Below are 24,692 nucleotides of genomic sequence, written 5' to 3'. Positions count from 1 at the left end.
TTGCTATTACTTAAATAGCATCTGATGCACTGGGCAGTTGCAGCCTTGGCACAGGCTTCCTGCGCGCTGCAACGCCTTCTGCGCAGTCACTGCACCTCGTCGCGGTGGGCACGTTTGAGGGAGCGATGGTGACCGGTCACCACAGTCCCGGCAGCGGGCAACCCACGCCAGCAAGCAAGGCCTGCGGCCCGGAATGCCCCGCCCCAAGCCTGCCGGGCCTGCCCCGCTGCGCGGCGTGCCGCTCCCTTAAAATGGCCGGTTCATTCCTCTGACCAGCGAGGCACGCCCCAGCGGCCTGCCCGCCTCACCGCCCTACCCCCATGAGCACGCCCCTGCAACAACCCGGCCTCGAAAGCCTGTCCAAGTCGTTTGAACCCGCTGCGCTGGAAGCCCACTGGGGCCCCGAATGGGAAAAGCGCGGCTATGGCACCGCAGGCCACCGCGGCACGGGCGCTGCGCAGGCGGGCGAGCCGGCGTTTTCCATCCAGCTGCCGCCCCCCAATGTGACGGGCACGCTGCACATGGGCCATGCGTTCAACCAGACGATCATGGACAGCCTCACGCGCTACCACCGCATGCGCGGCTTCAACACCGTGTGGGTGCCGGGCACCGACCACGCGGGCATTGCCACGCAGATCGTGGTGGAGCGCCAGCTGCAGGAACAAGGCATCAGCCGCTACGACATGGGCCCCACCCCGCCCGAGGCACGCAAGAACTTCGTGAGCAAGGTGTGGGAGTGGAAGGAAAAGTCGGGCAACACCATCACCACGCAGATGCGCCGCATGGGCGACAGCGTGGACTGGAGCCGTGAATACTTCACCATGGACGACAAGCTCAGCAGCGTCGTCACCGAAACCTTTGTGCGCCTGTACGAGCAGGGCCTGATCTACCGCGGCAAGCGCCTGGTCAACTGGGACCCGAAGCTGCAGTCCGCCGTGTCCGACCTGGAAGTCGAGAGCGAGGAAAAAGACGGCTCGCTGTGGCACATCGCCTACCCACTGGCCGATGGATCGGGCAGCCTGACGGTGGCCACCACCCGCCCCGAAACCATGCTGGGCGACGTGGCGCTGATGGTGCACCCTGAAGACGCGCGCTACACCCACCTCATCGGCAAGATGGTGAACCTGCCGCTGTGCGACCGCCAGATTCCGGTGATTGCCGACGACTACGTGGACAAGGAATTCGGCACGGGCGTGGTCAAGGTCACGCCTGCACACGACCAGAACGACTATGCCGTGGGCCAGCGCCACAAGCTGCCGATGATCTGCGTGCTGACGCTGCAGGCCACCGTCAACGAAAACGCGCCCGCCAAGTACCAGGGCATGGACCGCTTCGTGGCGCGCAAGGCCGTCGTGGCCGACCTGGAAGCCATCGGCGCACTGGTCGAGGTGAAGAAGCACAAGCTCATGGTGCCGATTTGCACCCGCACCGGCCAGGTGATCGAGCCCATGCTGACAGACCAGTGGTTCGTGGCCATGAGCAAGGTTGGCGATGGTGACGCCACCGGCAAGAGCATTGCGCAAAAGGCGATTGACGCCGTGGCCACCGGCGAGGTGACCTTTGTGCCCGAGAACTGGGTCAACACCTACAACCAGTGGATGAACAACATCCAGGACTGGTGCATCAGCCGCCAGCTGTGGTGGGGCCACCAGATTCCGGCCTGGTACGACGAAGATGGCAACGTGATCGTGGCCCGCAACGAAGCCGAAGCACAGGCCAAGGCCCCAGGCAAAACGCTGCGCCGTGACGAGGACGTGCTGGACACCTGGTATTCGTCCGCCCTGGTGCCGTTTTCCACCATGGGCTGGCCGAACCAGGGCGACAGTGCCACCGATGACTTCAACCTGTACCTGCCTAGCAGCGTGCTGGTCACGGGCTACGACATCATCTTCTTCTGGGTGGCCCGGATGATCATGATGACCACGCACTTCACCGGCCGCGTGCCGTTCAAGCACGTGTACATCCACGGCCTGGTGCGCGACGCGCAGGGCAAGAAGATGAGCAAGAGCGAAGGAAACGTGCTCGACCCGGTGGACCTGATCGACGGCATTGCGCTGGAGCCCCTGCTCGACAAGCGCACCACCGGCCTGCGCAAGCCCGAGACCGCGCCCACGGTGCGCAAGAACACGCAAAAGGAATTCCCTGAGGGCATTCCAGCCTACGGCGCCGATGCGCTGCGGTTTACCTTTGCCGCGCTGGCATCGCTGGGCCGCAGCATCAACTTTGACAGCAAGCGCTGCGAGGGCTACCGCAACTTCTGCAACAAGCTCTGGAACGCCAGCCGCTTTGTGCTGATGAACTGCGAAGGCCAGGACTGCGGCCTGAAAGAGCACACCAAGGCAGAATGCCAGCCCGGCGGCAGCGCCCATGGCTACATGCAGTTCAGCCAGGCCGACCGCTGGATCAGCTCGCTGCTGCAAAAGACCGAGGCCGAGGTGGAAAAGGGCTTTGCCGAGTACCGCCTGGACAACGTGGCCAACACGATCTACGACTTTGTCTGGAACGAGTACTGCGACTGGTACCTGGAGATCGCCAAGGTGCAGATCCAGAACGGCACCGAAGCACAGCAGCGCGCCACCCGCCGCACGCTGATCCGCACGCTTGAAGCCATCCTGCGCCTGGCCCACCCCATCATCCCATTCATCACTGAGGCCCTGTGGCAGACCGTGGCACCCGTGGCCGGAATTGCAGGCGAGTCCGTCAGCATTGCCCGCTACCCGCAGGCCCAGCCCGAGAAGATCGACGACGCCGCGATTGCCCACATGGCCCGCGTCAAGGGTCTGGTGGACACCTGCCGGGCCCTGCGCGGCGAGATGAACGTGTCGCCCTCAACCCGCCTGCCTTTGTTCGTGGTGGGCGATGCCGACTTCATGCGCGGCGTGGCCCCGGTGCTGCAGGCGCTGGCCAAGCTCAGTGAAGTGAAGGTGTTTGACGACGAGGCCGCCTGGGTCGCAGCCGCCCAGGCCGCGCCTGTGGCCGTGGTGGGCGAGGCGCGCATGTGCCTGTTCATGGAGATCGACGTGGCGGCCGAAAAGGCCCGCCTGTCCAAGGAAGCGGCGCGCATCGAGGGCGAAATCACCAAGGCCAACGCCAAGCTGGGCAACGAGGCCTTTGTGGCCAAGGCCCCCGCTGCCGTGCTCGACCAGGAGCGCAAGCGCGTGGCCGACTTCACGGCCACCCTCGGCAGATTGCGCGATCAGCTGACACGGCTGGGCTGACCGCCGGGCCATACTGGCCGCCGATTGCCATCCCGCAACTGCCACGCCCGGGCACCCCACCCGGGCTTTCGCATCGCCTGAAGGAAACCCATGTCCGTTGTCACCACCGTTCGCAAAGCCGTGTTCCCCGTTGCAGGGCTGGGCACACGCTTTTTGCCCGCCACCAAAGCGTCTCCCAAGGAAATGCTGCCCGTGGTGGACAAGCCGCTGATCCAGTACGCGGTGGAAGAAGCCTACGCCGCAGGCATCCGCCACATGATCTTCGTGACGGGCCGCAGCAAGCGCGCCATCGAAGACCACTTTGACACCGCCTACGAGCTGGAAAACGAGCTGGAGGCTGCTGGCAAGCACGATCTGCTGAAACTGGTGCGGTCGGTCATGCCCGACGACATGGACTGCGCCTTTGTGCGCCAGCCCCGGTCACTGGGCCTGGGCCACGCCGTGCTGTGCGCCGAACCGCTGGTGGGCAACGAGCCCTTTGCCGTGCTGCTGGCCGACGACCTGATGGTGGGCCCGCAGGATGGCGAGCCCGTGCTCAAGCAAATGGCTGCGGCCTTCCGCCAGCAGGGCCGTTCGGTGATTGCCGTGCAGGAGGTGCCAGAGGATCAGGTGCACAAATACGGCATCGTGGCGGGCGAGCCCGCGGGCGGCCCGCTGATGCGCATCGAGCGCATCGTCGAAAAGCCCAAGGCCGCCGACGCGCCATCGCGCATGGGCGTGGCGGGCCGCTACATCCTCACGCCCGGCGTATTCAACGAGATCCGCAACCAGCCGCGCGGCGTGGGCGGCGAGATCCAGCTCACCGACGGCATTGCCCGGCTGATGGAGCACGAGGCGGTCTACGCCTTCGAGTACGCGGGCAAGCGCTACGACTGCGGCAGCAAGGAAGGCTTTCTGGAAGCCACGGTGGAGCTGGCCCTGCAGCACCCGCAGGTGAGCGAACACTTCCGCGCGTATCTGAAGGGGCTGAGCCTGTAAGCAGCGGCCACAACGGCGCACGCCGTTGTTTCGGGTGCGCACGTAAAAAATCCTCCGCCAGCAGCCGCGCTGCTCCGGAGGATTTGTTTTTGGAGCCGAGCCCCTGGGCTGGGGCCGCAGACCGCGGTGACTGCCCGCAGGGCCCTGCGCCTCTCAGCGGCGGCGCAGCACGTGGATGAATTCCTCGCCCACCGTCTGCTGCTCGACCAGCTCATTGCCCGTCTGCTTGGCAAAGGCAACAAAGTCACGCAGCGAGCCGTTGTCGGTGGCCACCACCTTCAGCAGCTCGCCGCTGGCCATGTCCGACAGCGCCTTCTTGGCCTTGAGGATGGGCAGCGGGCAGTTCAGGCCGCGGGTATCGATTTCTTTGTGGATGTGCATGGTGGTCAGGTCGTCCGTCGTGGTCAGTTCTTGGGCAGCGCGGCATCCAGGCCGCGGCGCCGTTCCTCATTTTCCTCTTTGGTGAAGAACACCGGCTCGTGCCCCCGGGTGCGCAGCCAGTCTGCCAGCGCGTAGCCCGTGCCCGCAGGCCAGCAGCGCAGGTCGGGCAGGTCGTACAGGCGGTAGTCCACCAGCTCGGGCGACAGCCGCACCTCGCCCGTGGCCACCACATGGTAGGCAATGATGACCTGGTTCATGCGCATGAACTCGTAGGCACCCACCAGCGTGGTGGCCTGCACATCCAGGTTGGTTTCTTCCTTCACCTCGCGGGCAATGCCCTCTTGCGGCGACTCGCCGGCCTCCATGAAGCCGGTGATCAGCGCAAACATCTTGCCCGGCCAGGCGGCATTGCGGGCCAGCAGCACCTTGCCGTCCACCTCCACAATCGCCGCCAGCACGGGGGTGGGGTTGTTCCAGTGCGTCCAGCCGCAGGCCGGGCAGCGCAGCCGTTCCTTGTCGCCGCCGTCTTCCGCCAGGGTGATGGGCTGCAGCCCCGTGCCGCAGTGGGTGCAAAAGCGCGTCTCGTAGTGCATATGCTCTTATTTTGATAGCGTAAGGGGCAATAAAAGCAAGCGCTACAGCCTGTTTTTATCCAAAAACTGCTTTCAGCGACCCAAAAATCAGGCCGGGAAAACGCCGGTGGACAGGTACCGGTCGCCGCGGTCGCACACGATGAACACCACCGTGGCGTTGGTCTCGCGCGCGGCAATCTGCTGCGCCACCCAGCACGCACCTGCGGCCGAAATGCCGGCAAAGATGCCCTCCTCGCGCGCCAGGCGGCGGCACATCTCCTCGGCGTTGTCCTGGCTTACGTACACCAGCTCGTCCACCGTGCTGGCGTCGTAGATCTTGGGCAGGTATTCCTGCGGCCATTTGCGGATGCCCGGAATGCGCGAGCCTTCCTCGGGCTGCGCGCCGATGATCTTCACGCCGGGGTTCTTTTCCTTCAGGAAGCGCGACACCCCCGTGATGGTGCCCGTGGTGCCCATGGCGCTCACAAAATGCGTCACGCGCCCGCCCGTCTGCTCCCAGATCTCGGGGCCCGTGGTTTCGTAGTGGATGCGCGGGTTGTCGGCATTGGCAAACTGGTCCAGCACCTTGCCCTCGCCGCGCTTTTGCATGGCCTCGGCCAGGTCGCGGGCGTGCTCCATGCCACCGCTCTTGGGGGTCAGCACCAGCTCGGCGCCAAACGCCTTCATGGTCTGCGCGCGCTCAATCGACAGATCCTCGGGCATCACCAGCACCATGCGGTAGCCCTTGATGGCCGCTGCCATGGCCAGCGCAATGCCGGTATTGCCCGACGTGGCCTCGATCAGCGTGTCGCCGGGCTTGATGTCACCGCGCTCCTCGGCCCGGCGGATCATCGACAGCGCAGGCCGGTCTTTGACCGAACCCGCAGGGTTGTTGCCCTCCAGCTTGCCCAGCACGATGGTGCCCCGGGCGTTGTTGTCTTGCGCCCCAATGCGCTGCAAAGCCACCAGCGGCGTGTGGCCCACCGCGTCCTCAATCGTCAGGTATTTCATGCGCCCTACTGTGCCATAATTTGCGGCTTCACGAATTCCCGCCCGGGTGGTGAAATTGGTAGACGCAGGGGACTCAAAATCCCCCGCCGCAAGGCGTGCCGGTTCGATTCCGGCCCCGGGCACCACAGACAAGGCCGGTAGCTTCCACAAGCTTCCGGCCTTTTTCTTTTTGCCTATGGGAAGTGGCTTTGACCAGTGCGCAAACGTGCGCCGAAATGTGCCCGAATCCGGGGGTGGTGCCCGATATCGCCAGAAGAGGCATCCATGGAACTGACGGATTGGCGGAGGCTGCAGAATATGGCGCCAAGCCCGGGCCATCAGTAGCCACGATTGCAGCGACGCACCGCATCAACGGGCATGGACATCCTTAGGAGCTCCATTTCGCGATGAACTGGAAGAGTCTCCCAGGTGCAGTGCATCACTGCGCTACGCCAGCCTTCGCATCGGCATGCTGATGGTGAAAACGCACCCCTTGCCCGGCAGGTCTTGTACGGTCAATCGCCCACGATCCGCTTCCACACTGCGCCTGGCGATCGACAGCCCCAACCCGAGACCGCGCTTGTCGTCGAAGCCCTGCTGGAAAGGCTTGAAGACCGTATCGACACTACCCTCGGGGAGTCCCCCGCAGCAGTCCTCTACGTCAATGCGGATCCAGTCTGCGGACGTATGCGCATGCAGCGTGACTTCGCTCCCAGGTCGCGTGAACTTGAACGCGTTCTGCAGCAGGTTGCCGAGCGCTGCCAGCAGCAGTTCGCGATTGCCTTCCATGGCGATTTGCGGATCCACCTGCGCGATGCTAAGCGCGCACCCTGTGTCAGCCGCGTAGAGCTCGGCTACGCGGCCCGCGTCGGCCAGGAAGACCGCGAGCGAGAAGATGCGTGGATGCACAGGTGCAAGAGCTGCTTCACGAACAGCCGCCAGCGAATGGTTGATCAAACCTTCCATCGAGCCAAGGCTGCGTTTGAGCACGGCGCCAGTGGAGCCGCCCACCGGCAGCCTGCCTGACTCCAGGGCTGCAAAGGCGAGCTTGGCAACTTGCAGGTGATTGCGCAATTCGTGGGCGATAAAGCCCAGGCGTTCATTCTCGTCTTCGGCCTGTTGTCTCGCCACTTTGACGTCGCGCTGGGCGGCAAATTCGGTCACTGCGTCGGCAATGGCGTTGTCCAGGCAGCGATTCAACGTGCGGAAATGATCGACCGAAAAAGGCGCGTCACGCTCCACGGCAAGGTCTGTAATGGCTTGGCACAGATCGCCATAGTCATGGACGACTTGATCCACGGTATAGCCGAGGGCCAGCAGTTCGCCGCCATGCACGGTGGCCGAAACGCCCATCTCAGACAGCGCCGAGCCCTCACCGCCCGATGCGCCTGAAATTTGGAGGCCACCGACGGCGTCGCCCCCATCCTCCGCTTCCAGCGTGCGCGTCAGCTGGTCGAGAAACATCGGCACGCCGTGCGAAAGCTGGTCCGGGGTCGCGTCGCGTGAAGGCCTCAGAGCGACCTTGTCCTTGCATCTTCGGATCAGTTCGTCGCGATTGTTGAGTAGAAAGCCGCGCATGTCAGTGTCCCCGGTGGGCTGCGGCGTGACGCCGGTCGCCGCGAGGTGAAGGCGGAATCATCTCGCGTCGCCTGAATGGAATACCCAGTATGCGCGAGTGTCAGGGTTGTCTTGTTACTGATTGCGGGGCTCGACTGTTTCCGTCCGCGCAGGCCGTGGACAAGGGGAACTTGCACAGAAAGCTCCGACGGTTGTGGCTGCATGGCGTGATGTTGAACCTGACAAGAATGCGAAAGGCCTCGAACACGGCCTCGGTCGATGTGTCCAGCGGTCGCACCAGGGCCTTCAGGACCGCGGCGCGCACAAAACTTGACGGCGGTGAGAAGCCACCCGGCAAGCCCACAATGCCAGACCCTACCGAACGGAGCCAGACGCACGCTGTCCATGGTGAGCGGCTCTGAGGGCGCTTGACTCGGTCGTGATGCGCGTCGCTCAGCCCACTCGACGGTTCGTGCACCTACAGAGCCGCCGTCGGGCGATTACAGAGAGATGCCAGTACGCACCAAGATCCAGTCTTAGGGGCGGGGCTGGGGTCTGTTCAGGCCCTAAAGCATGCCTTCAATAGGCAGCCACGAGAGAACCCGCGCGCCCACGCGGCGCAACAGGCCGGTTTTGGGTTCGCTGGCATACACCCGCTCGCCCGAGGCATCGCGTTCGGTCCATTGCAATGAGCCATCGGATGCCAGCGTTACCCTGTAGCTGGTGTCCGGCAGTTCCCGGTCAATGCCTTCAGCGAGCGATCGGGCCATGGCTTCGTTGTCCACGATCAGACCCATTTCGGTGTTCAGATAGGTCGAGCGAGGATCAAGGTTGAACGAGCCCACAAACAGCTGCCGCTTGTCCACCACGAAAGTCTTGCCGTGCAAGCTGGCGGTGGACGACGCCCCCAGCCGCACGCCGGTGGGCAACTTGGGGCGGCGCGTTTCGGCATCGGGTTTGAGTTCGAAAATCTGCACGCCCGCTGCAAGCAGGGCCTTGCGGTGCCGTGCATAACCCGCGTGAACGGCCAGCACGTCCGTGGCCGCCAGCGAATTGGTAATCACGCGCACAGACACCCCCTTTTGCACCAGCGCAGAAAGCTGCTCCACGCTGATATCCCCGGGCACAAAGTAGGGCGACACCAGGTCCAGCGTTTTCTCGGCGGCACCCAGCCAGGCGCTGAGGGACTGGAACACGCGCCGGTCGGCGCCCGCCAAAGGCGCAGCCCCGCTGGCCTTGTGGGGCGGGTCGGACAGGACTTGCACTGGCGCCCACTGCAAAAGCGGGTACGCCGACACGGGGGCTGTCAGCCAGGGTGTCTTTTGCAGACGGGCCAGCAGCAGCGCCGCCTCTGGCATGTGGCTCAAATCGGCCATTTGTTGCTGGAGGCGGGCCAGTTCGGCAGGATCAACCGCAGACACCAGGGCTTGCAGCGGATACGCCAGCGGGCTGTTCCAGTACCCGTCAAACTGGACAGCGGTGGTTTGCGCCGCCGGACCAATCGCCAGGAGGTCGAGGTCCGAGAAGAGCACGTTGGCATTCACGCCGTAGTAGACGTCACCCACGTTGCGCCCGCCAACGATGGTCGCCTGGCTGTCGGCCGTGAACGACTTGTTGTGCATGCGGTGGTTCAACCGGTTGAAATCGGTCAGGTACCCCATGGCCTTGAAGGTGCGCTGCCTGAAGGGGTTGAACAACCGGACCTCGACCCCCGGCTGGGCCGCCAGCGCCTGCAGCCAGATGTCCATTCCGGCGCTGCCGTTGTCATCGATCAGCAGGCGCACCCGTACGCCGCGCTGCGCGGCGCGCCGCAGCTCATGCAAAAGGACATGGCCCGAGACGTCGGGCTCCCAGATATAGACCTGTACATCCAGCCCCTGCTGGGCAGCGCGTGCCAGCAACACACGGCTCGCCAGCGCCTGTGTCGGATCGCTCAGCAAGGCCACGCCAGTGAGGCCGCTGTTGCCAGAGGGCGGGCTGTACGCCCGCCCCAGGGGGCTGTCAGAGCCAGCAACGATGTGCGACGAGGCCTGCCGGTCGGACAGCGTCGGGAGGCCGTGGCCGCAGCCGGGCAACACCATGCAAGCTGCCAAAGTCAGGGCCAGAAGCCTCCATGCGCCACGCAAAGGTTCAGCAGCGCGATGGACAACCATGCCAATCGGAGGATGGCCTGGGGTGCCGCGTTTCATGGGTGTGCGCAATCCAGTGAGAAATCGGCGTACAGCCCGTCTGCTTTCTCGCCCGTGTTGTCCGTATCGGTCATGGCTGCAATGCCCAGCACCGGGCCTGGTGATGTGCCAAAAGCGCGGACATAGTCCTCGCGAAGATTACGGCTCACCTGATGCCACTGGCCAAGGCCCTCGGTACCTGACTGCACGACCAGCATCTTGATCTGGCTGGTGTGTGCCGAGGGGATGATGGTGCCGGGCGCCTCGCGGCTCCCCCAGATGTACATGAGGGCGGCAAAAGGAGGTGCCCGACCGGAGATCGTTTGGGCCAGCCTGCGTTGGGCGCGTTCGCCAAAAGGCAGCTGGGAGGCGTCCCCGTCGAACGCGACCACCACCCGAAGTGGTGCATCTTCGCGATGGCGATCGGTGTTGTCGGCCCGGGGCACCAGGGCGTCGGTCTTCCAGGCCCAGCTCAGCCAGCCATGGGCTCGGCGCGGTGACTTCAACGTGGTGCCGAACATCGATGCCGAGCCCTCCGCATGCGCACGTAGCACCTGCCGACCGTCTTGCGCGATCAACGTGTACTGGGTGTCTTTCTTGAGTTTGGAAAAAGATGCACGCCCCCAGGGGCTCGATGCAGCATCAAAAGGCAACGCCAGCGCGACACAGTCATCGGCCCAGGCCGCCGAAGGGAAGGCGCCCAGCACCAAAAGACCCAGAAGACCTGCCAAGACCCACTGTTTGCTGCACTGAATGCCCACTTGTGCTCCCTTTTGATGGTGTCCAGCCCTGTCGTGGCGAAACCGAAGTACAGCAACCACCGTGGCGCAATGCGTTGCCCACTATACCTTTCCAGGCACGTTTTGAAAGAGACCCGTCCTGCCCCTCCGCTCGGGTTTCCTGAACGGTTACCAAGACGTTCTTTCAGTGTGCTTTCGGCGCTGTTTCCTCGAAGTAAAGGGGCTGAGACCGTTGGGTTCGCGAGTATCCGTAACGGGTCCAGAACCACTTGATATGGGCGCACACGTCCGCTCTGACCTGTTCAGGGAGCGGTGTTTCCATTGTCGCGACGTCCCGCCAATCACCGCACCGGCTCATGCAGCAGCTGGTTTTTTGGCTCGCCAATCACTGCAGGAACTCGTCGATGGTGTGAGGGCTGCTTGGGTCCGATGGGTGCATCACGGCGCCGCTTTGCCGCTTTCCCGCTTTGCCGCTTTGCCGCTTTGCCACAAGGCAATCAGCAGCGTCGCACGCCGATCGGGCCTGCATGGTCTCGCTCAGCCGCGGGGCGCCCCACCCTTTGCCCTCTACAGCGGCGAGCCTACTGATGCTTCCAACCGCTCACACAGAATATTATTTATGTCATTAGCATCAAATGCTTTGCGTCATTTACACCAAATCTTTGCCATTTATATTACATTTTGAGCATCTACCCGCAGGATCGTTACCCGTGGGCATCTTTGACGGAGGTTCCCTTTGACAAACTTCAAAATCTCCATGCGCCTCCTGGGCCTTCTGGCGGCCCTTTGCACACTGGTTCTGCTGGTGGGAGGGCTGGGCCTGTTTGGGCTTCAGCAATCCAACAACGGGCTCCGGTCCGTGTACTACGACCGGGTCGTGCCGCTCAAGCAACTCAAGATCGTTTCCGACATGTATGCGGTCAACGTGGTTGACGCCGCGCACAAGGTTCGTGACGGGGGCATGACGCCCGAGCAAGGGCTCCGGTCGATTGCCGATGCACGCAAGCTGATCGAACAGAACTGGCAGGACTACCTTTCCACAACCCTGGTGCCCGAAGAAGAGAAACTGGTCGCGGAGTTCAAGCCACTGAAGACGAAGGCCGACGCTGCCAATGAAGCCCTGGAGAAACTGGTGCGTGCCGCAGACATGCCGGGCCTGACCAGCTATGCCGCGAAAGAACTGTATGTGGCAATGGACCCGCTGCAGGATGTACTTGCGCGATTGATCCAGGTCCAGCTCGACACCGCGCAAGCCGAATACACCAGCGCAGAAGCCCGCTACAAAAGCATTCTTGCGCTCACCATCGCGGCCATCGTGGCAGGACTGCTGCTGGCGATCCTGGTGGGGGGCAGCATGACACGCCAGATATCACGATCCCTGGCCCAGGCAGTGGATACAACCAATGCCATCGCCAAAGGAGACCTCTCCATCAGCATCCAGCCCGTGGGCAAAGACGAGATCGCGCACCTCATGGGCGGGCTCAAGGTGATGCGGGGCAGCCTCTCCAATGTGGTCGCCGGAGTGCGCAGCCACTCCGAAGGCGTGGCCGCCGCCAGCACAGAAATCGCAAGTGGCAACAATGACCTGTCGATGCGCACGGAACACCAGGCCAGCGCCCTGGAGGAAACGGCAGCCTCCATGGAAGAGCTCAGCTCCACCGTGAAGCTCAATGCCGACAATGCCCGCCAGGCCAACCAGCTCGCCGTCAGCGCATCCAACGTGGCCGTCCAGGGCGGCAATGTGGTGGCAGAGGTCGTGCAGACCATGAAGGGCATCAACGAAAGCAGCAAAAAGATTGCCGACATCATTGGGGTGATCGATGGCATTGCCTTTCAGACCAACATCCTGGCGCTCAACGCGGCTGTGGAGGCCGCGCGGGCCGGCGAGCAAGGCCGCGGCTTCGCGGTGGTGGCGAGTGAGGTACGCAGCCTGGCCGGGCGCAGCGCCGAGGCCGCCAAGGAGATCCGGAGCCTCATCCTGGCCAGCGTGGCCCGGGTCGAACAGGGCAGCCAGCTGGTGGACAAGGCCGGGACCACCATGACCGATGTGGTCAAGTCCATTCGCCGCGTGACGGACATCATGGGTGAGATCAGCTCGGCCAGCAGCGAGCAAAGCACCGGCGTGTCGCAAATTGGCGAAGCCGTGACCCAGATGGATCAGGTCACCCAGCAAAACGCCGCGCTGGTGGAAGAAATGGCCGCCGCAGCCAGCAGCCTGAGCCAGCAGGCGCGCGCTCTGGTGGAGTCGGTCGCAGTGTTCAAGCTCGACCCGGAAGACACGCACGCCGCGATCACCACAGGGGCACTGCAAGCCGCAGCGCCGCACCGCGGAAGCCGCTTGTTGCTCGCAACGCCCTGACACGTCCGCCGATAAAAGGCTCGTTGACGGGGTTTCACCACAGATACGCGGATGGCTGCAAACTCTGGCATCACTCCCCGGGTGCTGACGAACCAGTGCAGGCCAGGGGCTATGCGCTCGTCGTGATCCTCAGGCTGCGTGACAGGGGAATCGGAGCGGCATGGGGCCGTGGCCCCTGCTCGCCAAAACACCGGGAAGCTCAGCGGCTGGGGGTATCTTTCAGGATGCGCAGCTGCCGTTCCGCCTCGGCCAAATCGGCGCGCAGGGCACCGATCTCTTTTTCGAGGCTGGCGATGCGTGCTGCACGGCTCTGGTCTCCGTCGAGCGGCTTGCAACCCGCCTGGAGCACGGCAAGCTGCGCAGCCAGTTCGCGTCGCTGCAGCATGCGCCCTTTGGACTGGGCCTCTGCAATGCGCTTTTCCAGATCGGCCTTTTCAGCAGCGCACGCCGCGGTGTCTGCAGCCTTGACGGCGGGTTGCGCCATGGCAAAGCCCGAGAGGAACATCAAGAGGGCGAGAATGCAGCTGCGGATAGGCATGACGGTAGTGGAACAAGCGGAGCCTGAGCATGACAGCATTGTCTGCATCCGCTGCCGCTGAAAGCCAGATGACCCGTGTTGGACAGGGGGCGTCTGCGCCGCTGGCAGATGCGGGAGTGGTGCGCAACGGTGGCGCCGGGTTGCCTCCCAGCCCGCTCAGCCGGGCCTCACGATGCGCACTCAGCGCCCGGCGAGCACCCAGAAGTCCTGCGCGTACCCGGCCACCGATTGCACGGCTTTCGCACGCTGCGCGGCGGTCATCACGTTGTGCACGCGGGCGAAACCGGCGCAGCCTTCGTCTACCAACTTGCGCGCGTAGCGCTGGTAGTCGGCGTCGGGTGAGGCGTTGAATCGCTCCAGGTAGCCGCGCAGCAGCTCACTGTTACGCTCGGCGTTGGCAGGCTGCGCAGAGACCTCGCGCAGTACCTGCACCAAGTCTTTTTGCCGGCGCAGGCGTTCGACATACGTGCGCTGCGCATCAAAGCTGGACTGCGCCACAAATTGCCGCAAGGCCTGCTTTTGCGGCGCCTCCAGCGGGCCGTAGAAGCCTTCGGCGCGGGAGAGCAGTTGCTTGTAGCGTCGCTCGGCCAGCTTTTCGGGCGTCACGCTCACCCATTCCTTCCTCCAGTCGGCGTTGCTGTCGGCCTGCTTTTTTTCCAGGTTACGGATCTGGGCATCGGTCAGCTGCGCGGCCACCACTGCCAGTTTGGGCTGCAGCTCGTCGATCACCCGGTCGATCTGGGCCCGCACGTCGGCGTAGGTGCGGCAAGCCTGGTCCCCAGTGATGTCGGACGGCAGCTGCTGCTGCACCTTTTGCAGCAGCTCGGCGTGGCGAGGGAGCATGGTGTCGCGGTGCCACTGGTGCAGGTCGCCGAGTTCGCTGCGCACCCGCTCGGCCTGCGCATCAGACAGGCCCAGGTAGCTATTGATCTGCCAGTACGCCAGCTGCGGCGCCTGGTTGTAGGCCAGCTTCACGGTGCTGCAGGCCTGCAGCAGCACGGCGCTGGCCACCAGAGCGGCCACCCGCAAGGCTTTGGATGAAGGAAGCAACAGTATGTGCACGAAGGCTCCTTGACGAGAACAGCTGTGCCAGGTCCGGCAGGATAGGGGCAATGCGGCTGCGATGCCTGGGACCCTCGGCATAACCCTCGCGAGAATGCTGGCACGCACCGGGACGGGCTAAATGGCGTCTTTTGCAGCCAATCTCCGCGCTATTGCCACGAAAAGCAACGCGGTCGAAGGCCGGCGGCCGTGTCGGCACACCACAGGGAGTGATGCAGGGGTTACCCACCGCAGGTGCAACACCCGCCTCGATGGTGGGCCATGCGCGCCCTGCACCGCCCCACACAGCGCGCTCAATCCGTGTCGGACAGCGCCGCGCCCGTGTGCGTGGCAGTGCGGGGCGGCGCACCGGCCATGCGCTGCAGCCACTGCGAAAACGTGGCCAGCACCGGCGGCGGGTTCTGTGCGGGACTGATGAGGTAGTAGGCGCGCTCGCCGCGCAGCGCGCGGGCGCAGGCCACCACCAGCTCGCCGCTGGCCAGCTCGGCCTCGATCAGCAACGGCGGGATGAGCGCCACGCCCATGCCGTGGGTCGCGGCCACGGCTAGCATCGAGAAAAGCTCGTAGCGCGGGCCATCGAGCGCATGGGGTGCCTCCACCCCCATCGCATCAAACCACTGCCGCCAGCCGTAAGGGCGCGTGCTTTGCTGCAGCAGGGGCAGGGCCGACAGCGCTTGCGCCGGCAGTGGCTGGTGGGCGCGGCCCCGGCCCCGGGGCGCGGCAGATTCGAGCAGGCGCGGGCTGCACACGGGCACCACGTCTTCGTGCATGAGCAACTGCGCCTGCACGCCCGGCCAGTTGGCCACCTGCTCGGCCGTGCCGGCGTACAGGGCGGCGTCAAACGTGGTGTCGGCAAACAGAAAGGGCCGGGTCTGCGTGTCGATGTGCACCACGATGTCGGGGTGCTCCTGTGCCAGCTGCGGCAGGCGCGGGATGAGCCAGCGCGTGGCAAAGGTGGGCACTGCCGCCAGCGCGATGGTGCCGCCCTCGCCCTGGTGGGCCATCACGTCAAGCGTGTCGCGCTCCAGCCCCTGCAGCCAGCGCGCCACCTGGCGGCCGTAGTGCGCGCCCGCCGGCGTCAGCACCACGCCGTGGCGTGTACGGCGAAACAGCTGCACGCCCAGAAACTCTTCCAGCGCCTGGATCTGGCGCGAGACGGCGCTTTGCGTGAGCGAGAGTTCCTGCGCGGCGCGGGTATAGCTTTCGTGCCGGGCAGCGACTTCAAAGCACGCCAGTGACTGGATGGACGGGATGTTGCGACGCATGACGGATATGAACTTGATACCGGCCACTGCAAAGGCAAACCGGTATGCGCTCAGTATTCCATATATTCCAGAAACGCATTTCTGGATGAAAAGAAGTCGCTTGCTGGAGCTGTGCACCGCGCCTACGATGCGTCTCAAGCAGGTTCAATCAAGACCTGCCACCACCCGAATTCTTTCCCTGTACCGATCTGGAGACACGCACATGGCCCACGCCGCTTTTCAATGGGATGACCCGTTCCTCATCAGCCAGCAACTGACCGACGACGAGCGCGCCATCCGCGATGCCGCCGCAGCCTACTGCCAGGACAAGCTGGCCCCCCGCGTGCTCGAAGCCTTCCGCCACGAAAAAATGGACGTGAGCATCTTCCGCGAGATGGGCGAAGTAGGCCTGCTCGGCCCCACCATCCCCGAGCAGTACGGCGGCCCCGGCCTCTCGTACGTGGCCTACGGCCTGATCGCCCGCGAAGTGGAGCGCGTGGATTCGGGCTACCGCTCGATGGCCAGCGTGCAAAGCTCGCTGGTGATGGTGCCCATTTATGAGTTTGGCAGCGAAGCCCAGCGCCAGAAGTACCTGCCTAAGCTGGCCACCGGCGAATGGATCGGCTGCTTTGGCCTGACCGAACCCGACCACGGCTCGGACCCCGGCAGCATGGCCACCCGCGCCTACAAGGTGCCCGGCGGCTACAAGCTCAAGGGCAGCAAGATGTGGATCACCAACAGCCCGGTGGCGGATGTGTTCGTGGTCTGGGCCAAGGAAGTAAGTGAAGGCGGCGCCGTGGGCCCCATCCGCGGCTTTGTGCTGGAAAAGGGCATGAAGGGTCTGACCGCCCCCGCCATCCATGGCAAGGTGGGCCTGCGCGCATCGGTCACCGGCGAGATCGTGATGGACGACGTGTTTGTGCCCGAAGAAAACGCGTTTCCTGAAGTGCAGGGCCTCAAGGGCCCCTTCACCTGCCTGAACAGCGCGCGCTACGGCATCGCCTGGGGCGCACTGGGCGCGGCCGAGTTCTGCTGGCACACCGCCCGCCAGTACACGCTGGACCGCAAGCAGTTTGGCCGCCCCCTGGCTGCCAACCAGCTCATCCAGAAGAAGCTGGCCGACATGCAGACCGAGATCGCCATCGGCCTGCAGGCCTGCATGCAGTTTGGCCGCATGAAGGACGCCGGCACCGCCAGCCTGGAAGGCACCTCCATCATCAAGCGCAACAGCTGCGGCAAGGCGCTGGACGTGGCCCGCATGGCCCGCGACATGATGGGCGGCAACGGCATCAGCGACGAGTTTGGCGTGGCCCGCCACCTGGTGAACCTGGAAGTGGTGAACACGTATGAAGGCACGCACGATGTGCACGCGCTGATCCTGGGCCGCGCCCAGACCGGCATCGCGGCATTTGCCAACTGACCTTTCGGTCACCTGCATCGGGCAAAAACACCGCTTTTGCGGTGTTTTTGCGTTGTAGCCCAGGTAAATCAATCCCTGACAGCTATTATTTTCATAGCAAACAAAACCATGACGCAACCTTCCACGAACCAAGGCGCCCTGGCTGGCATCAAGGTGCTTGACCTTTCGCGCGTGCTGGCTGGCCCCTGGTGCACGCAAATGCTGGCCGACCTGGGGGCCGACGTGGTCAAGGTGGAGCGCCCCGGCCTGGGCGACGACACGCGCCAGTGGGGCCCGCCCTTCTTGAAGGACGCCGACGGCAACGACACCACGCAGGCCGCGTACTTCACGGCCTGCAACCGCAACAAGCGCTCGGTGACCATCGACATGGCCACAGCCGAAGGCCAGACGCTGATCCGGCAGATGGCGCAAGAGGCCGACATCGTGGTCGAGAACTTCAAGGTGGGGGGCCTCAAACAATACGGCCTGGACCATGAAAGCCTGCGCGCGCTGAACCCGCGCCTCATCTACTGTTCGGTCACCGGCTTCGGGCAAGACGGCCCTTATGCCGAGCGCGCGGGCTACGACCTGATGGTGCAGGCCATGACCGGGCTGATGAGCATCACCGGCCAGGCCGATGGCCAGCCCGGCGGCGGCCCCATGCGCGTGGGCGTGGCCGTCATCGACCTCTTCACCGGCATCTACGCCAGCAACGCCATCCTGGCCGCGCTGCACGTGCGCGACAACGCCACCAGCGGCACCGGCCAGGGCCAGCACATCGACATGGCGCTGCTGGACGTGGGCATGGCCGTGCTGGCCAACCAGGCGGCGGGCTTTCTGGCCACGGGCAAGGCGCCCGGCCGCATGGGCAACAGCCACCCCAGCCTGGCGCCCTACCAGGACTTCCCCACCGCTGACGGCAACATGCTGCTGGCCATTGGCAACGACGGGCAGTTCCAGCGCTTTTGCGCCGCGGCCGGGCAGCCCCAGTGGGCCAACGACCCGCGCTACGCCACCAACACCCTGCGCGTGCAGCACCGCGCGGACCTGATCCCCGCCATGGAGGCCGTCACCCGCACGCGCACCACAGCAGCGTGGATTGCGCTGCTGGAAGACAAGGCCGTGCCCTGCGGCCCCATCAACACCATTGCCCAGGCGTTTGACGATGAGCAGGTCAAGGCCCGCGGCCTGGCGGTGACGCTGCCGCGCTGGAAAGAAGGCGATGGCGGCGACGGCGTGGCGCGCATCACCGGCGTGGCCAGCCCGCTGCGCCTGTCGGCTACGCCGCCCGTGCTGCGCAACGCACCACCCGCGCTGGGGCAGCACACCGACGAGGTGCTGGCGGAGATGGGGCTGGATACCGCACGCATTGCGGCATTGCGCGCCAACAAGGTGTTGTAGGGCGCAAGCGGGACGCAGGAGGGCGCTCTCGCTGGCTGCAGGGAAGCGGCCGTGCGGCCGACGCCCGTTCAGGGGAAACCTGCCGAAGCACAAGGTGCGCACGGCCGCCACGCCGGCTGAGCTGGTCAGGAGCGCCCCACAGGCTCGAATATCAGCATTTTCAAGCCATATTGGGCTATAGCGCACGTTCTGATTGCCTCTATTGCTATATTTTTTATAGCAATAGAGGAATGGTGGCTACACCACTTCGGCCGCCACCACCGCGGGCTCTGCCTGCGCTGCAGCCTTGCCCACCGTTGGCGAGGCCAGCTTGCGCAGGTACGCCATGGTCTGCAGGCAGGCCTGCGCCACCTCAGTGCCCTTTTTCACGAAGTGCCCGCGGAAGAACTGCAGGTGGTCTTCATGGTCGTGGAAATCGCGCGGCGTGAGCACGGCCGACATCACCGGCACTTCGGTGTCCAGCTGCACCTGCATCATTCCGTCAATGACGGCCGAGGTGACGAACTCGTGGCGGTAGATGCCGCCGTTGACCACCAGCGCACAGGCCACGATGGCGTCGTAGCGCCCGCTGCGGGCCAGCTTGCGCGCCAGCAGCGGTATCTCGAACGCGCCGGGCACGTCGAACAGCGCTACCTGGGAGGGTGGAAGGCCGTTGCGTTCGAACTCGGCCAGCGCCGCATCGCGCGCCTGGTGGACGATGTCCTGGTGCCAGCTGGCACTGATGATGGCCACACGGGCGCCACGGTGCGCGGCAACGGGTGTGGGTTGGGAGAGGGAGAACTGATTCATGGGTTCCTCAAAGCAAGGTGGGGCCAGAATCAGGGCGCGCGCGAACACGGCTGCCGCCGGGCGACGGCGCAGCCGGCAGGCGCACAGGCGCCCGCCAGCCGGCCACCCACCAGGGCACCGGAGCTTTCGCGATCTCTTTCATCCGGACTGTGACCGTCGGCCCTGGCCTCTCACCAGGTCTGCTGACCCCGCCGCCCCGGCCAGCCGCCACCCGAAGGCAGCGCCAGCAAGGCACCGGGCGCTCGCGGGCTGCTGCAGTGCCGCCGTGAACACAGCCGCCTGCAGATACCGCCGGTGGGGAATTCCGCCCCGCCCTGAGAACGCTGCCTGCCGGGCAGGCGCAGATGCTGCGCAAACCCGGTCGACGCCCAAATTTTAGGTGGCGCGCCGCACCGGCGCAGTCACCAGCGCGATTGCCGGGCGTGCCGGCGCAGGGCGGCAGGGCCTCAGCGCGGGCGCTCGAAGTCGCCCTCGGCCCAGGCCGTGGCGCTGGCCATGGTCAGCCGGAAGGTAGGTGGCACGGCCACGCGGGCCAGCTCCTCGCCCAGGTCGTCGGTGGCGCTCAGCGTGGCCGTGGCGCCCTCGTCGTCGGGCACGATGCTCAGCGCCACCCGCAGGCGCCTGCCCTGTACGGTGACCGCCACGCTCTTGTTCAGCTGCGCATGCAACTGCTGTTCATGGCGCCTTACCACCTCGCTGGCGGTCTTCACCAGCGTGTTGAAAGCCGATACGTCGAGCGGCTTGGGGTTCTTCTTGTCGCGCCCCATGGTCCAGGGGCCCACCAGCGCGGGTTCGGCCTCGCCGTGCAGGGTCATCGATACCGCCCAGCCGTCGTCGTCCTCGTTCTTGATGACGCGCGCGGTCCACTGCCCGTCGCTCCACAGGCGGGGTTCCTGGATGGTGGCGGGCGCGCCGTCGTCGTCGGTGTCGCTCATGGAAGGATGCCTGCTTTCAAGTCAAAGGGCGCCGAGCATAAGCCACCCGGCACCCCTGCGAAGCGAGGTGGCATTGGGATACAACAAAAGCGCAGATTCAATAACCGGAAGTTATCGGTCTGCAAGCCGTGCCACGCACATCAGCTGGCGTCCGGGGCCCGCCCGGCCGTGCCGCACAGCACCTCGATGAAGGCCTGCGCAGCCGGGGTGGGCGGCTCGCTCAGACGGGTGATGAGACCGTAGCCCGGCATGTGGTCGGGCCAGTCGACCGGGATGCGCGCCAGAAGTCCGCGGTGCACGTACTTCTCGACCAGCGCCGCGGGCTGCAGCGACAGCATGGGCGTGGTGTTCATCAGCTCCAGCGCGAACAGGAACGACGGTGTTTCCACCACGCCCGCGGTCAGCGAGAGCCCGGCCCCGCCAAAGAGGTCGTCGGACACCTTGCGCACTGCGGTGGAGGGCGGGTACAGGATCCACGGCCAATGGGCCAGCTCCGTGAGCGACAGGTCTGCCGCGCCGCGCAGCGGATGGTGCAGCCCCGCCACCACCGACATCGGCTCCGCCGACAAGTGCTCGTAATGGAACTGGCTGCGCTGCGCCTCGCTGGTGAAGCGGCCGATCATCAAGTCGATCTTGCGCTCGGCCAGCCAGGCAATGAGCTGGTCGCTGCTCTGCTCCAGGATCTTGAGCACCAGGAGCGGGCGCAGCCGCTGGATCTCGACCACCGACGCCACCAGCAGGTGGGCGGCCGAGCCGGTGATGGCGCCGATGGTGAGGTGGCCGTGGCCGCCCTGCTTGAGGGCGTTGAACTCGTCCACAAACCTGCGCTGCCCGTCGAGCGCCGCGCTGGCGTAGCGCAGCGTGAAAAGCCCCAGTTCGTTGGGTCGCATGCCGCGCGACAGGCGGTCGAAAAGCCGCGCTTCCAGGATCGCTTCGATGTCCATCAGGATCTTGGTGGCCGCCGGCTGCGTGACGTGCATCTGCTCGGCCGTCAGGCGCAGGTTGCGCGTGCGCCCAAGGATGTCCAGAAACTGCAGATGGCGAAACCGCAGCCGCGCACAGGCCTGTGCAAGCGACAAGGGTTTACCCGGAAATTCGTCTGGACTCATAAGCGTTTGGAATGGATCGTAGCAAAACATTCAGTGGACCAGGACCAGGTCGCTACCTAACCTGTGGTCTGCGTCAGGACGGCCTCGCAGAGGGCCTGCACGACGCCGGTGCGCCGCCCCTTCCGGCACGACACAGCCATTCCAACGGAGACAAAGACATGCATTTCAAAACCCTCGCCGTGGCCGCCACGGTGCTTGCTGCCCTGGCCGCCCCCGTTGCCGCGCAGATCAAGGAACACACCTTCAAGGTGGGTATCGGCCTGAGCGAAGACCACCCACAGGCCCAGGCCGTGCGGCACTTTGCCGAGCGGCTGCAGGCCAAAAGCGGCGGCAAGATGAACGCCAGGCTGTTTGCGAGCGGATCGCTGGGCAACGACGTGAGCATGACATCGGCCCTGCGGGGCGGCACGCTGGAGATGACGATTCCGGATTCGTCCACGCTGATGTCGCTGATCAAGCCTTTTGGCGTGCTCAACCTGCCCCTGACCTTCAACAACGAGCAGGAGGCGGACGCCGTGCTGGACGGGCCGTTTGGCCAGAAGCTGCTGGCCAGCTTGCCCGACAAGGGCTTGATCGGCCTCGGATTCTGGGAGAACGGCTTTCGCCATGTAACCAACTCGCGCCGGCCCATCAACAAGGCCGACGACCTGGCGGGCCTGAAGCTGCGCGTCATCCAGAGCCCGCTGTTCCTCGATACCTTCAACGCGCTGGGCGCCAACGCCACGCCCATGCCGTTCACCGAGCTGTACACGGCCATGGAACAGTCGGCCGTGGACGGCCAGGAGAACCCGCCCGCCACCATTCTGGCCAGCAAGTTCTACGAAGTGCAAAAGCACCTGGTGCTGTCGCGCCACATGTACAGCGCCTGGGTGCTGCTGATGTCCAAAAAGACCTGGGACAGCCTCTCGGCGGACGAACGCAAGATCGTGCAGGAAGCCGCGCGCGAAGCCACGCTCTTCGAGCGCAAGACCATCCGCGCCTTCAGTGAAACGGCGCTGGGCGAGCTGAAGAAGGCCGGCATGCAGATCACCGAGCTGCCCGCCGCCGAGCAGGCCAGGCTGCGCACCAAGCTGCAGCCCGTGCTGGCCAAGTACGCCAAGGAGTTTGGCGAAGACACCACGAGCGAGCTGATGAGCGAGCTGGCCAAGGCACGTGGCGGAAAGTAGTCCTTCGCCCACGTGTGCGATGTGATGCTGTCGGGGCGTGGATCTCTGAATCCACGCCCCGACAACACCCGTTCCGGCCGAGCCGGTCAAAGCGCTGCGCGCGGCTTCACCCAGCTCAACGTGACCCGATTGGCGTAGTAGCCCCATCCCAAAAAAGCACTCGCTACATAGCGTTGTGCCCCCGCTTTGCTGCAACGTCGCTTTCCATGACAAAAACTCCCCGCCGCCCTTTCCGATCCCGCGACTGGTTCGCCGCGCCCGAGCGCTCGGACATGACTGCGCTGTACCTGGAGCGGTTCATGAACTACGGGCTCACGCCCGGGGAGCTACGCTCGGGCAGGCCCATCATCGGCATTGCGCAGACGGGCAGTGACCTGTCGCCGTGCAACCGTATTCATGTGGACCTGGCGCGCCGGGTGCGCGAAGGCATCCGCGATGCGGGCGGCATTCCGATGGAATTCCCGGTCCATCCCATCTTCGAGAACTGCCGTCGTCCCACGGCTGCGCTGGACCGCAACCTGGCGTATCTGGGCCTGGTGGAGATCCTGTACGGCTACCCCATCGACGCGGTGGTGCTGACCACCGGCTGCGACAAGACCACACCGGCGGGCGTGATGGCCGCATCCACGGTGGACATCCCGGCCATCGTGCTCTCGGGCGGGCCCATGCTGGACGGCTGGCACGACGGCGAACTGGCCGGATCGGGCACCGTGATCTGGCGCAGCCGCCGGCAGCTGTCAGCGGGTGAGATCGATGAAGAAGAGTTTCTGCAGCGCGCCTGCAGCAGTGCACCTTCGGCAGGCCACTGCAACACCATGGGTACGGCATCGACCATGAACGCAGTGGCCGAGGCGCTGGGCCTGTCATTGCCCGGGTGCGCCGCCATACCCGCGCCTTACCGCGAACGCGGACAGATGGCCTACGAAACCGGGCGGCGCATCGTGGACATGGCGTATGAAGACCTGCGACCCTCGCGCATCCTCACGCGCGAGAGCTTCCTGAACGCCCTGTCGCTAGTCAGCGTGGCGGGCGGCAGCAGCAACGCGCAGGTGCACATCATGGCCATGGCGCGCCATGCGGGGGTAGACCTGAGGCCCGAGGACTGGACGCGGCACGCCTACGACCTGCCGCTGTTGCTGAACATGCAGCCGGCCGGCAAGTACCTGGGCGAGCGTTTCTTTCGCGCCGGCGGCGTGCCAGCGCTGATGTGGGAGCTGCAACAGGCCGGCCGCCTGCACGAAGAGTGCGCCAGCGTGACCGGCAAGACCGTGGGCGAGAACCTGCAGGGCCGCGAATCGCGCGACCGCGAGATGCTCCGGCCTTTTGCGGAGCCACTGATGGAGAAGGCAGGGTTCCTGGTGCTCGGCGGCAACCTGTTCGACTTCGGGATCATGAAGACGTCGGTGATCTCCGAGGCGTTCCGACAGCGCTACCTGAGCCGCCCGGGCCACGAGGGCATCTTTGAAGCCCGCGCGGTCGTTTTCGAGGGTGCCGACGACTACCACGCACGCATCAACGAGCCAGCGCTGAACATCGACGAGGGCTGCATCCTGGTGATGCGCGGCGCCGGCCCCATCGGCTGGCCCGGCTCGGCCGAAGTGGTGAACATGCAGCCGCCCGACGCGCTGATCCGGCGCGGCATCCACACGCTCCCTACGCTGGGCGACGGGCGCCAGTCGGGCACGGCCGACAGCCCGTCCATCCTGAACGCGTCGCCTGAGAGCGCGGTAGGCGGGGGCCTCTCCTGGCTGCAAAGCGGCGACACGATCCGCATCGACCTCAATACCGGGCGCTGCGATGCGCTCGTGTCAGACGAAGAGATAGCGCGGCGAAAGCGCGAGCATCCCGCGCCGCCCACGCCGGCCAGCCAGTCGCCGTGGGAAGCCCTGTACCGCGAAAAAACCGGCCAGCTGGCCGATGGCGCAACGCTGGACTTTGCACTGGAATTCCGCCGCATCGCTGAAAAGACGCCGCGGCACAACCATTGATGGGGATGCGGATTGCAGACCAGGACGTGCGCCGCACAACTACTCCCCGTCGGGCTGAGCCCGCCCAAGCCTTGTGCAGCGCCCCGACACGCCCAGCG

At 65.1% G+C, this 24,692-nt stretch carries 20 protein-coding genes, 1 tRNA gene and 1 riboswitch; of the genes, 8 read left to right on the top strand and 13 right to left on the bottom strand.

Annotation, left to right across the window (positions count from 1 at the left end; genetic code table 11):
- The first annotated feature begins 320 nt into the window (after positions 1–320).
- Positions 321–3,218, top strand: a complete 2,898-nt coding sequence (locus tag ACTPOI_RS16125) for a valine--tRNA ligase (RefSeq protein ID WP_440110581.1) — start codon at positions 321–323, stop codon at positions 3,216–3,218.
- Positions 3,219–3,308: 90 nt separating this feature from the next.
- Entirely contained in the window at positions 3,309–4,196 is an 888-nt protein-coding gene (gene galU / locus ACTPOI_RS16120; protein WP_440110579.1) for a UTP--glucose-1-phosphate uridylyltransferase GalU, read from the top strand.
- A gap of 153 nt (positions 4,197–4,349) precedes the next feature.
- On the opposite strand, the gene ACTPOI_RS16115 is transcribed toward galU, so the two are convergent.
- The 3 genes from ACTPOI_RS16115 to cysM form a co-directional block, all read right to left on the bottom strand.
- Positions 4,350–4,577 carry a sulfurtransferase TusA family protein gene (locus ACTPOI_RS16115; protein ID WP_069103394.1) on the bottom strand — a complete coding sequence of 76 codons (228 nt, stop codon included), beginning with the start codon at positions 4,575–4,577 and terminating at the stop codon, positions 4,350–4,352.
- 23 nt (positions 4,578–4,600) lie between these two features.
- Entirely contained in the window at positions 4,601–5,170 is a 570-nt protein-coding gene (locus tag ACTPOI_RS16110; RefSeq protein ID WP_440110576.1) for an NUDIX hydrolase, read from the bottom strand.
- 87 nt (positions 5,171–5,257) lie between these two features.
- Entirely contained in the window at positions 5,258–6,160 is a 903-nt protein-coding gene (gene cysM / locus ACTPOI_RS16105; RefSeq protein ID WP_440110575.1) for a cysteine synthase CysM, read from the bottom strand.
- Between the two features lie 40 nt (positions 6,161–6,200).
- Here cysM and ACTPOI_RS16100 point away from each other — a divergent pair.
- Positions 6,201–6,285, top strand: a tRNA-Leu gene (locus tag ACTPOI_RS16100).
- Positions 6,286–6,586: 301 nt separating this feature from the next.
- Here ACTPOI_RS16100 and ACTPOI_RS16095 read toward each other — a convergent pair.
- The 4 genes from ACTPOI_RS16095 to ACTPOI_RS16080 all read right to left on the bottom strand — a co-directional run bounded on the left by ACTPOI_RS16095 (position 6,587) and on the right by ACTPOI_RS16080 (position 10,625).
- Positions 6,587–7,717, bottom strand: a complete 1,131-nt coding sequence (locus ACTPOI_RS16095; protein ID WP_440110573.1) for a sensor histidine kinase — start codon at positions 7,715–7,717, stop codon at positions 6,587–6,589.
- A gap of 100 nt (positions 7,718–7,817) precedes the next feature.
- Positions 7,818–8,174 (bottom strand): linear amide C-N hydrolase, encoded by a 357-nt coding sequence (locus tag ACTPOI_RS16090; protein ID WP_440110571.1) that lies wholly within the window; start codon positions 8,172–8,174, stop codon positions 7,818–7,820.
- A gap of 88 nt (positions 8,175–8,262) precedes the next feature.
- Complete coding sequence (locus ACTPOI_RS16085; RefSeq protein ID WP_440110569.1) at positions 8,263–9,777, bottom strand: phospholipase D family protein; 1,515 nt, start codon at positions 9,775–9,777, stop codon at positions 8,263–8,265.
- A 104-nt stretch (positions 9,778–9,881) separates the two neighbouring features.
- Positions 9,882–10,625 carry a DUF3047 domain-containing protein gene (locus ACTPOI_RS16080; RefSeq protein WP_440110567.1) on the bottom strand — a complete coding sequence of 248 codons (744 nt, stop codon included), beginning with the start codon at positions 10,623–10,625 and terminating at the stop codon, positions 9,882–9,884.
- Between the two features lie 715 nt (positions 10,626–11,340).
- On the opposite strand from ACTPOI_RS16080, the gene ACTPOI_RS16075 reads away from it, so the two are divergent.
- Positions 11,341–12,963: a methyl-accepting chemotaxis protein gene (locus tag ACTPOI_RS16075; RefSeq protein WP_440110565.1), complete on the top strand. Its 1,623-nt coding sequence runs from the start codon at positions 11,341–11,343 to the stop codon at positions 12,961–12,963.
- A gap of 199 nt (positions 12,964–13,162) precedes the next feature.
- Here ACTPOI_RS16075 and ACTPOI_RS16070 read toward each other — a convergent pair whose 3' ends face one another.
- From ACTPOI_RS16070 to ACTPOI_RS16060, 3 genes are all read right to left on the bottom strand, one after another.
- A complete protein-coding gene (locus ACTPOI_RS16070) occupies positions 13,163–13,501 on the bottom strand; it encodes a DUF1090 family protein (RefSeq protein WP_440110563.1) in 339 nt (112 codons plus the stop codon).
- A gap of 180 nt (positions 13,502–13,681) precedes the next feature.
- Positions 13,682–14,563, bottom strand: a complete 882-nt coding sequence (locus ACTPOI_RS16065; protein ID WP_440110561.1) for a DUF6279 family lipoprotein — start codon at positions 14,561–14,563, stop codon at positions 13,682–13,684.
- A gap of 293 nt (positions 14,564–14,856) precedes the next feature.
- The gene (locus tag ACTPOI_RS16060) at positions 14,857–15,828 is read right to left on the bottom strand and encodes a LysR family transcriptional regulator (protein ID WP_440110559.1); all 972 of its coding nucleotides are present in this window, start codon (positions 15,826–15,828) and stop codon (positions 14,857–14,859) included.
- 202 nt (positions 15,829–16,030) lie between these two features.
- On the opposite strand from ACTPOI_RS16060, the gene ACTPOI_RS16055 reads away from it, so the two are divergent.
- Both ACTPOI_RS16055 and ACTPOI_RS16050 read left to right on the top strand, forming a co-directional pair.
- Positions 16,031–17,227 carry an acyl-CoA dehydrogenase gene (locus ACTPOI_RS16055; RefSeq protein ID WP_300460429.1) on the top strand — a complete coding sequence of 399 codons (1,197 nt, stop codon included), beginning with the start codon at positions 16,031–16,033 and terminating at the stop codon, positions 17,225–17,227.
- Between the two features lie 108 nt (positions 17,228–17,335).
- Positions 17,336–18,607 (top strand): CaiB/BaiF CoA transferase family protein, encoded by a 1,272-nt coding sequence (locus tag ACTPOI_RS16050; protein WP_440110557.1) that lies wholly within the window; start codon positions 17,336–17,338, stop codon positions 18,605–18,607.
- Between the two features lie 237 nt (positions 18,608–18,844).
- Here the strand turns inward: ACTPOI_RS16050 and ACTPOI_RS16045 are convergent, their stop codons facing one another.
- The 3 genes from ACTPOI_RS16045 to ACTPOI_RS16035 form a co-directional block, all read right to left on the bottom strand.
- Entirely contained in the window at positions 18,845–19,396 is a 552-nt protein-coding gene (locus ACTPOI_RS16045) for a 6,7-dimethyl-8-ribityllumazine synthase (RefSeq protein WP_440110555.1), read from the bottom strand.
- 126 nt (positions 19,397–19,522) lie between these two features.
- Positions 19,523–19,722: riboswitch (FMN riboswitch) on the bottom strand.
- 120 nt (positions 19,723–19,842) lie between these two features.
- Entirely contained in the window at positions 19,843–20,331 is a 489-nt protein-coding gene (locus ACTPOI_RS16040; protein WP_440110553.1) for a hypothetical protein, read from the bottom strand.
- A 140-nt stretch (positions 20,332–20,471) separates the two neighbouring features.
- Complete coding sequence (locus ACTPOI_RS16035) at positions 20,472–21,440, bottom strand: LysR family transcriptional regulator (RefSeq protein ID WP_440110551.1); 969 nt, start codon at positions 21,438–21,440, stop codon at positions 20,472–20,474.
- Between the two features lie 158 nt (positions 21,441–21,598).
- Here ACTPOI_RS16035 and ACTPOI_RS16030 point away from each other — a divergent pair, with 158 nt between their 5' ends.
- Positions 21,599–22,606 (top strand): TRAP transporter substrate-binding protein, encoded by a 1,008-nt coding sequence (locus ACTPOI_RS16030; protein WP_440110549.1) that lies wholly within the window; start codon positions 21,599–21,601, stop codon positions 22,604–22,606.
- A gap of 206 nt (positions 22,607–22,812) precedes the next feature.
- Positions 22,813–24,594: an IlvD/Edd family dehydratase gene (locus ACTPOI_RS16025; protein ID WP_440110548.1), complete on the top strand. Its 1,782-nt coding sequence runs from the start codon at positions 22,813–22,815 to the stop codon at positions 24,592–24,594.
- Positions 24,595–24,692 lie beyond the last annotated feature (98 nt).

Source organism: Acidovorax sp. BL-A-41-H1, from assembly GCF_051942715.1.
The sequence above is the reverse complement of the archived record's forward strand: the minus strand, read 5'-3'. Positions and strand labels throughout refer to the sequence as shown.

What these genes read in the sequence shown, in the direction of transcription:
- ACTPOI_RS16045 (WP_440110555.1), bottom strand. Translation starts at nt 19,396, where the DNA reads ATGAATCAGTTCTCCCTCTCCCAACCCACACCCGTTGCCGCGCACCGT.
- ACTPOI_RS16050 (WP_440110557.1), top strand. Translation starts at nt 17,336, where the DNA reads ATGACGCAACCTTCCACGAACCAAGGCGCCCTGGCTGGCATCAAGGTG.
- cysM (WP_440110575.1), bottom strand. Translation starts at nt 6,160, where the DNA reads ATGAAATACCTGACGATTGAGGACGCGGTGGGCCACACGCCGCTGGTG.
- ACTPOI_RS16040 (WP_440110553.1), bottom strand. Translation starts at nt 20,331, where the DNA reads ATGAGCGACACCGACGACGACGGCGCGCCCGCCACCATCCAGGAACCC.
- ACTPOI_RS16085 (WP_440110569.1), bottom strand. Translation starts at nt 9,777, where the DNA reads ATGGTGTTGCCCGGCTGCGGCCACGGCCTCCCGACGCTGTCCGACCGG.
- ACTPOI_RS16110 (WP_440110576.1), bottom strand. Translation starts at nt 5,170, where the DNA reads ATGCACTACGAGACGCGCTTTTGCACCCACTGCGGCACGGGGCTGCAG.
- ACTPOI_RS16125 (WP_440110581.1), top strand. Translation starts at nt 321, where the DNA reads ATGAGCACGCCCCTGCAACAACCCGGCCTCGAAAGCCTGTCCAAGTCG.
- ACTPOI_RS16025 (WP_440110548.1), top strand. Translation starts at nt 22,813, where the DNA reads ATGACAAAAACTCCCCGCCGCCCTTTCCGATCCCGCGACTGGTTCGCC.
- ACTPOI_RS16055 (WP_300460429.1), top strand. Translation starts at nt 16,031, where the DNA reads ATGGCCCACGCCGCTTTTCAATGGGATGACCCGTTCCTCATCAGCCAG.
- ACTPOI_RS16095 (WP_440110573.1), bottom strand. Translation starts at nt 7,717, where the DNA reads ATGCGCGGCTTTCTACTCAACAATCGCGACGAACTGATCCGAAGATGC.
- ACTPOI_RS16035 (WP_440110551.1), bottom strand. Translation starts at nt 21,440, where the DNA reads ATGAGTCCAGACGAATTTCCGGGTAAACCCTTGTCGCTTGCACAGGCC.
- galU (WP_440110579.1), top strand. Translation starts at nt 3,309, where the DNA reads ATGTCCGTTGTCACCACCGTTCGCAAAGCCGTGTTCCCCGTTGCAGGG.
- ACTPOI_RS16060 (WP_440110559.1), bottom strand. Translation starts at nt 15,828, where the DNA reads ATGCGTCGCAACATCCCGTCCATCCAGTCACTGGCGTGCTTTGAAGTC.
- ACTPOI_RS16115 (WP_069103394.1), bottom strand. Translation starts at nt 4,577, where the DNA reads ATGCACATCCACAAAGAAATCGATACCCGCGGCCTGAACTGCCCGCTG.
- ACTPOI_RS16070 (WP_440110563.1), bottom strand. Translation starts at nt 13,501, where the DNA reads ATGCCTATCCGCAGCTGCATTCTCGCCCTCTTGATGTTCCTCTCGGGC.
- ACTPOI_RS16030 (WP_440110549.1), top strand. Translation starts at nt 21,599, where the DNA reads ATGCATTTCAAAACCCTCGCCGTGGCCGCCACGGTGCTTGCTGCCCTG.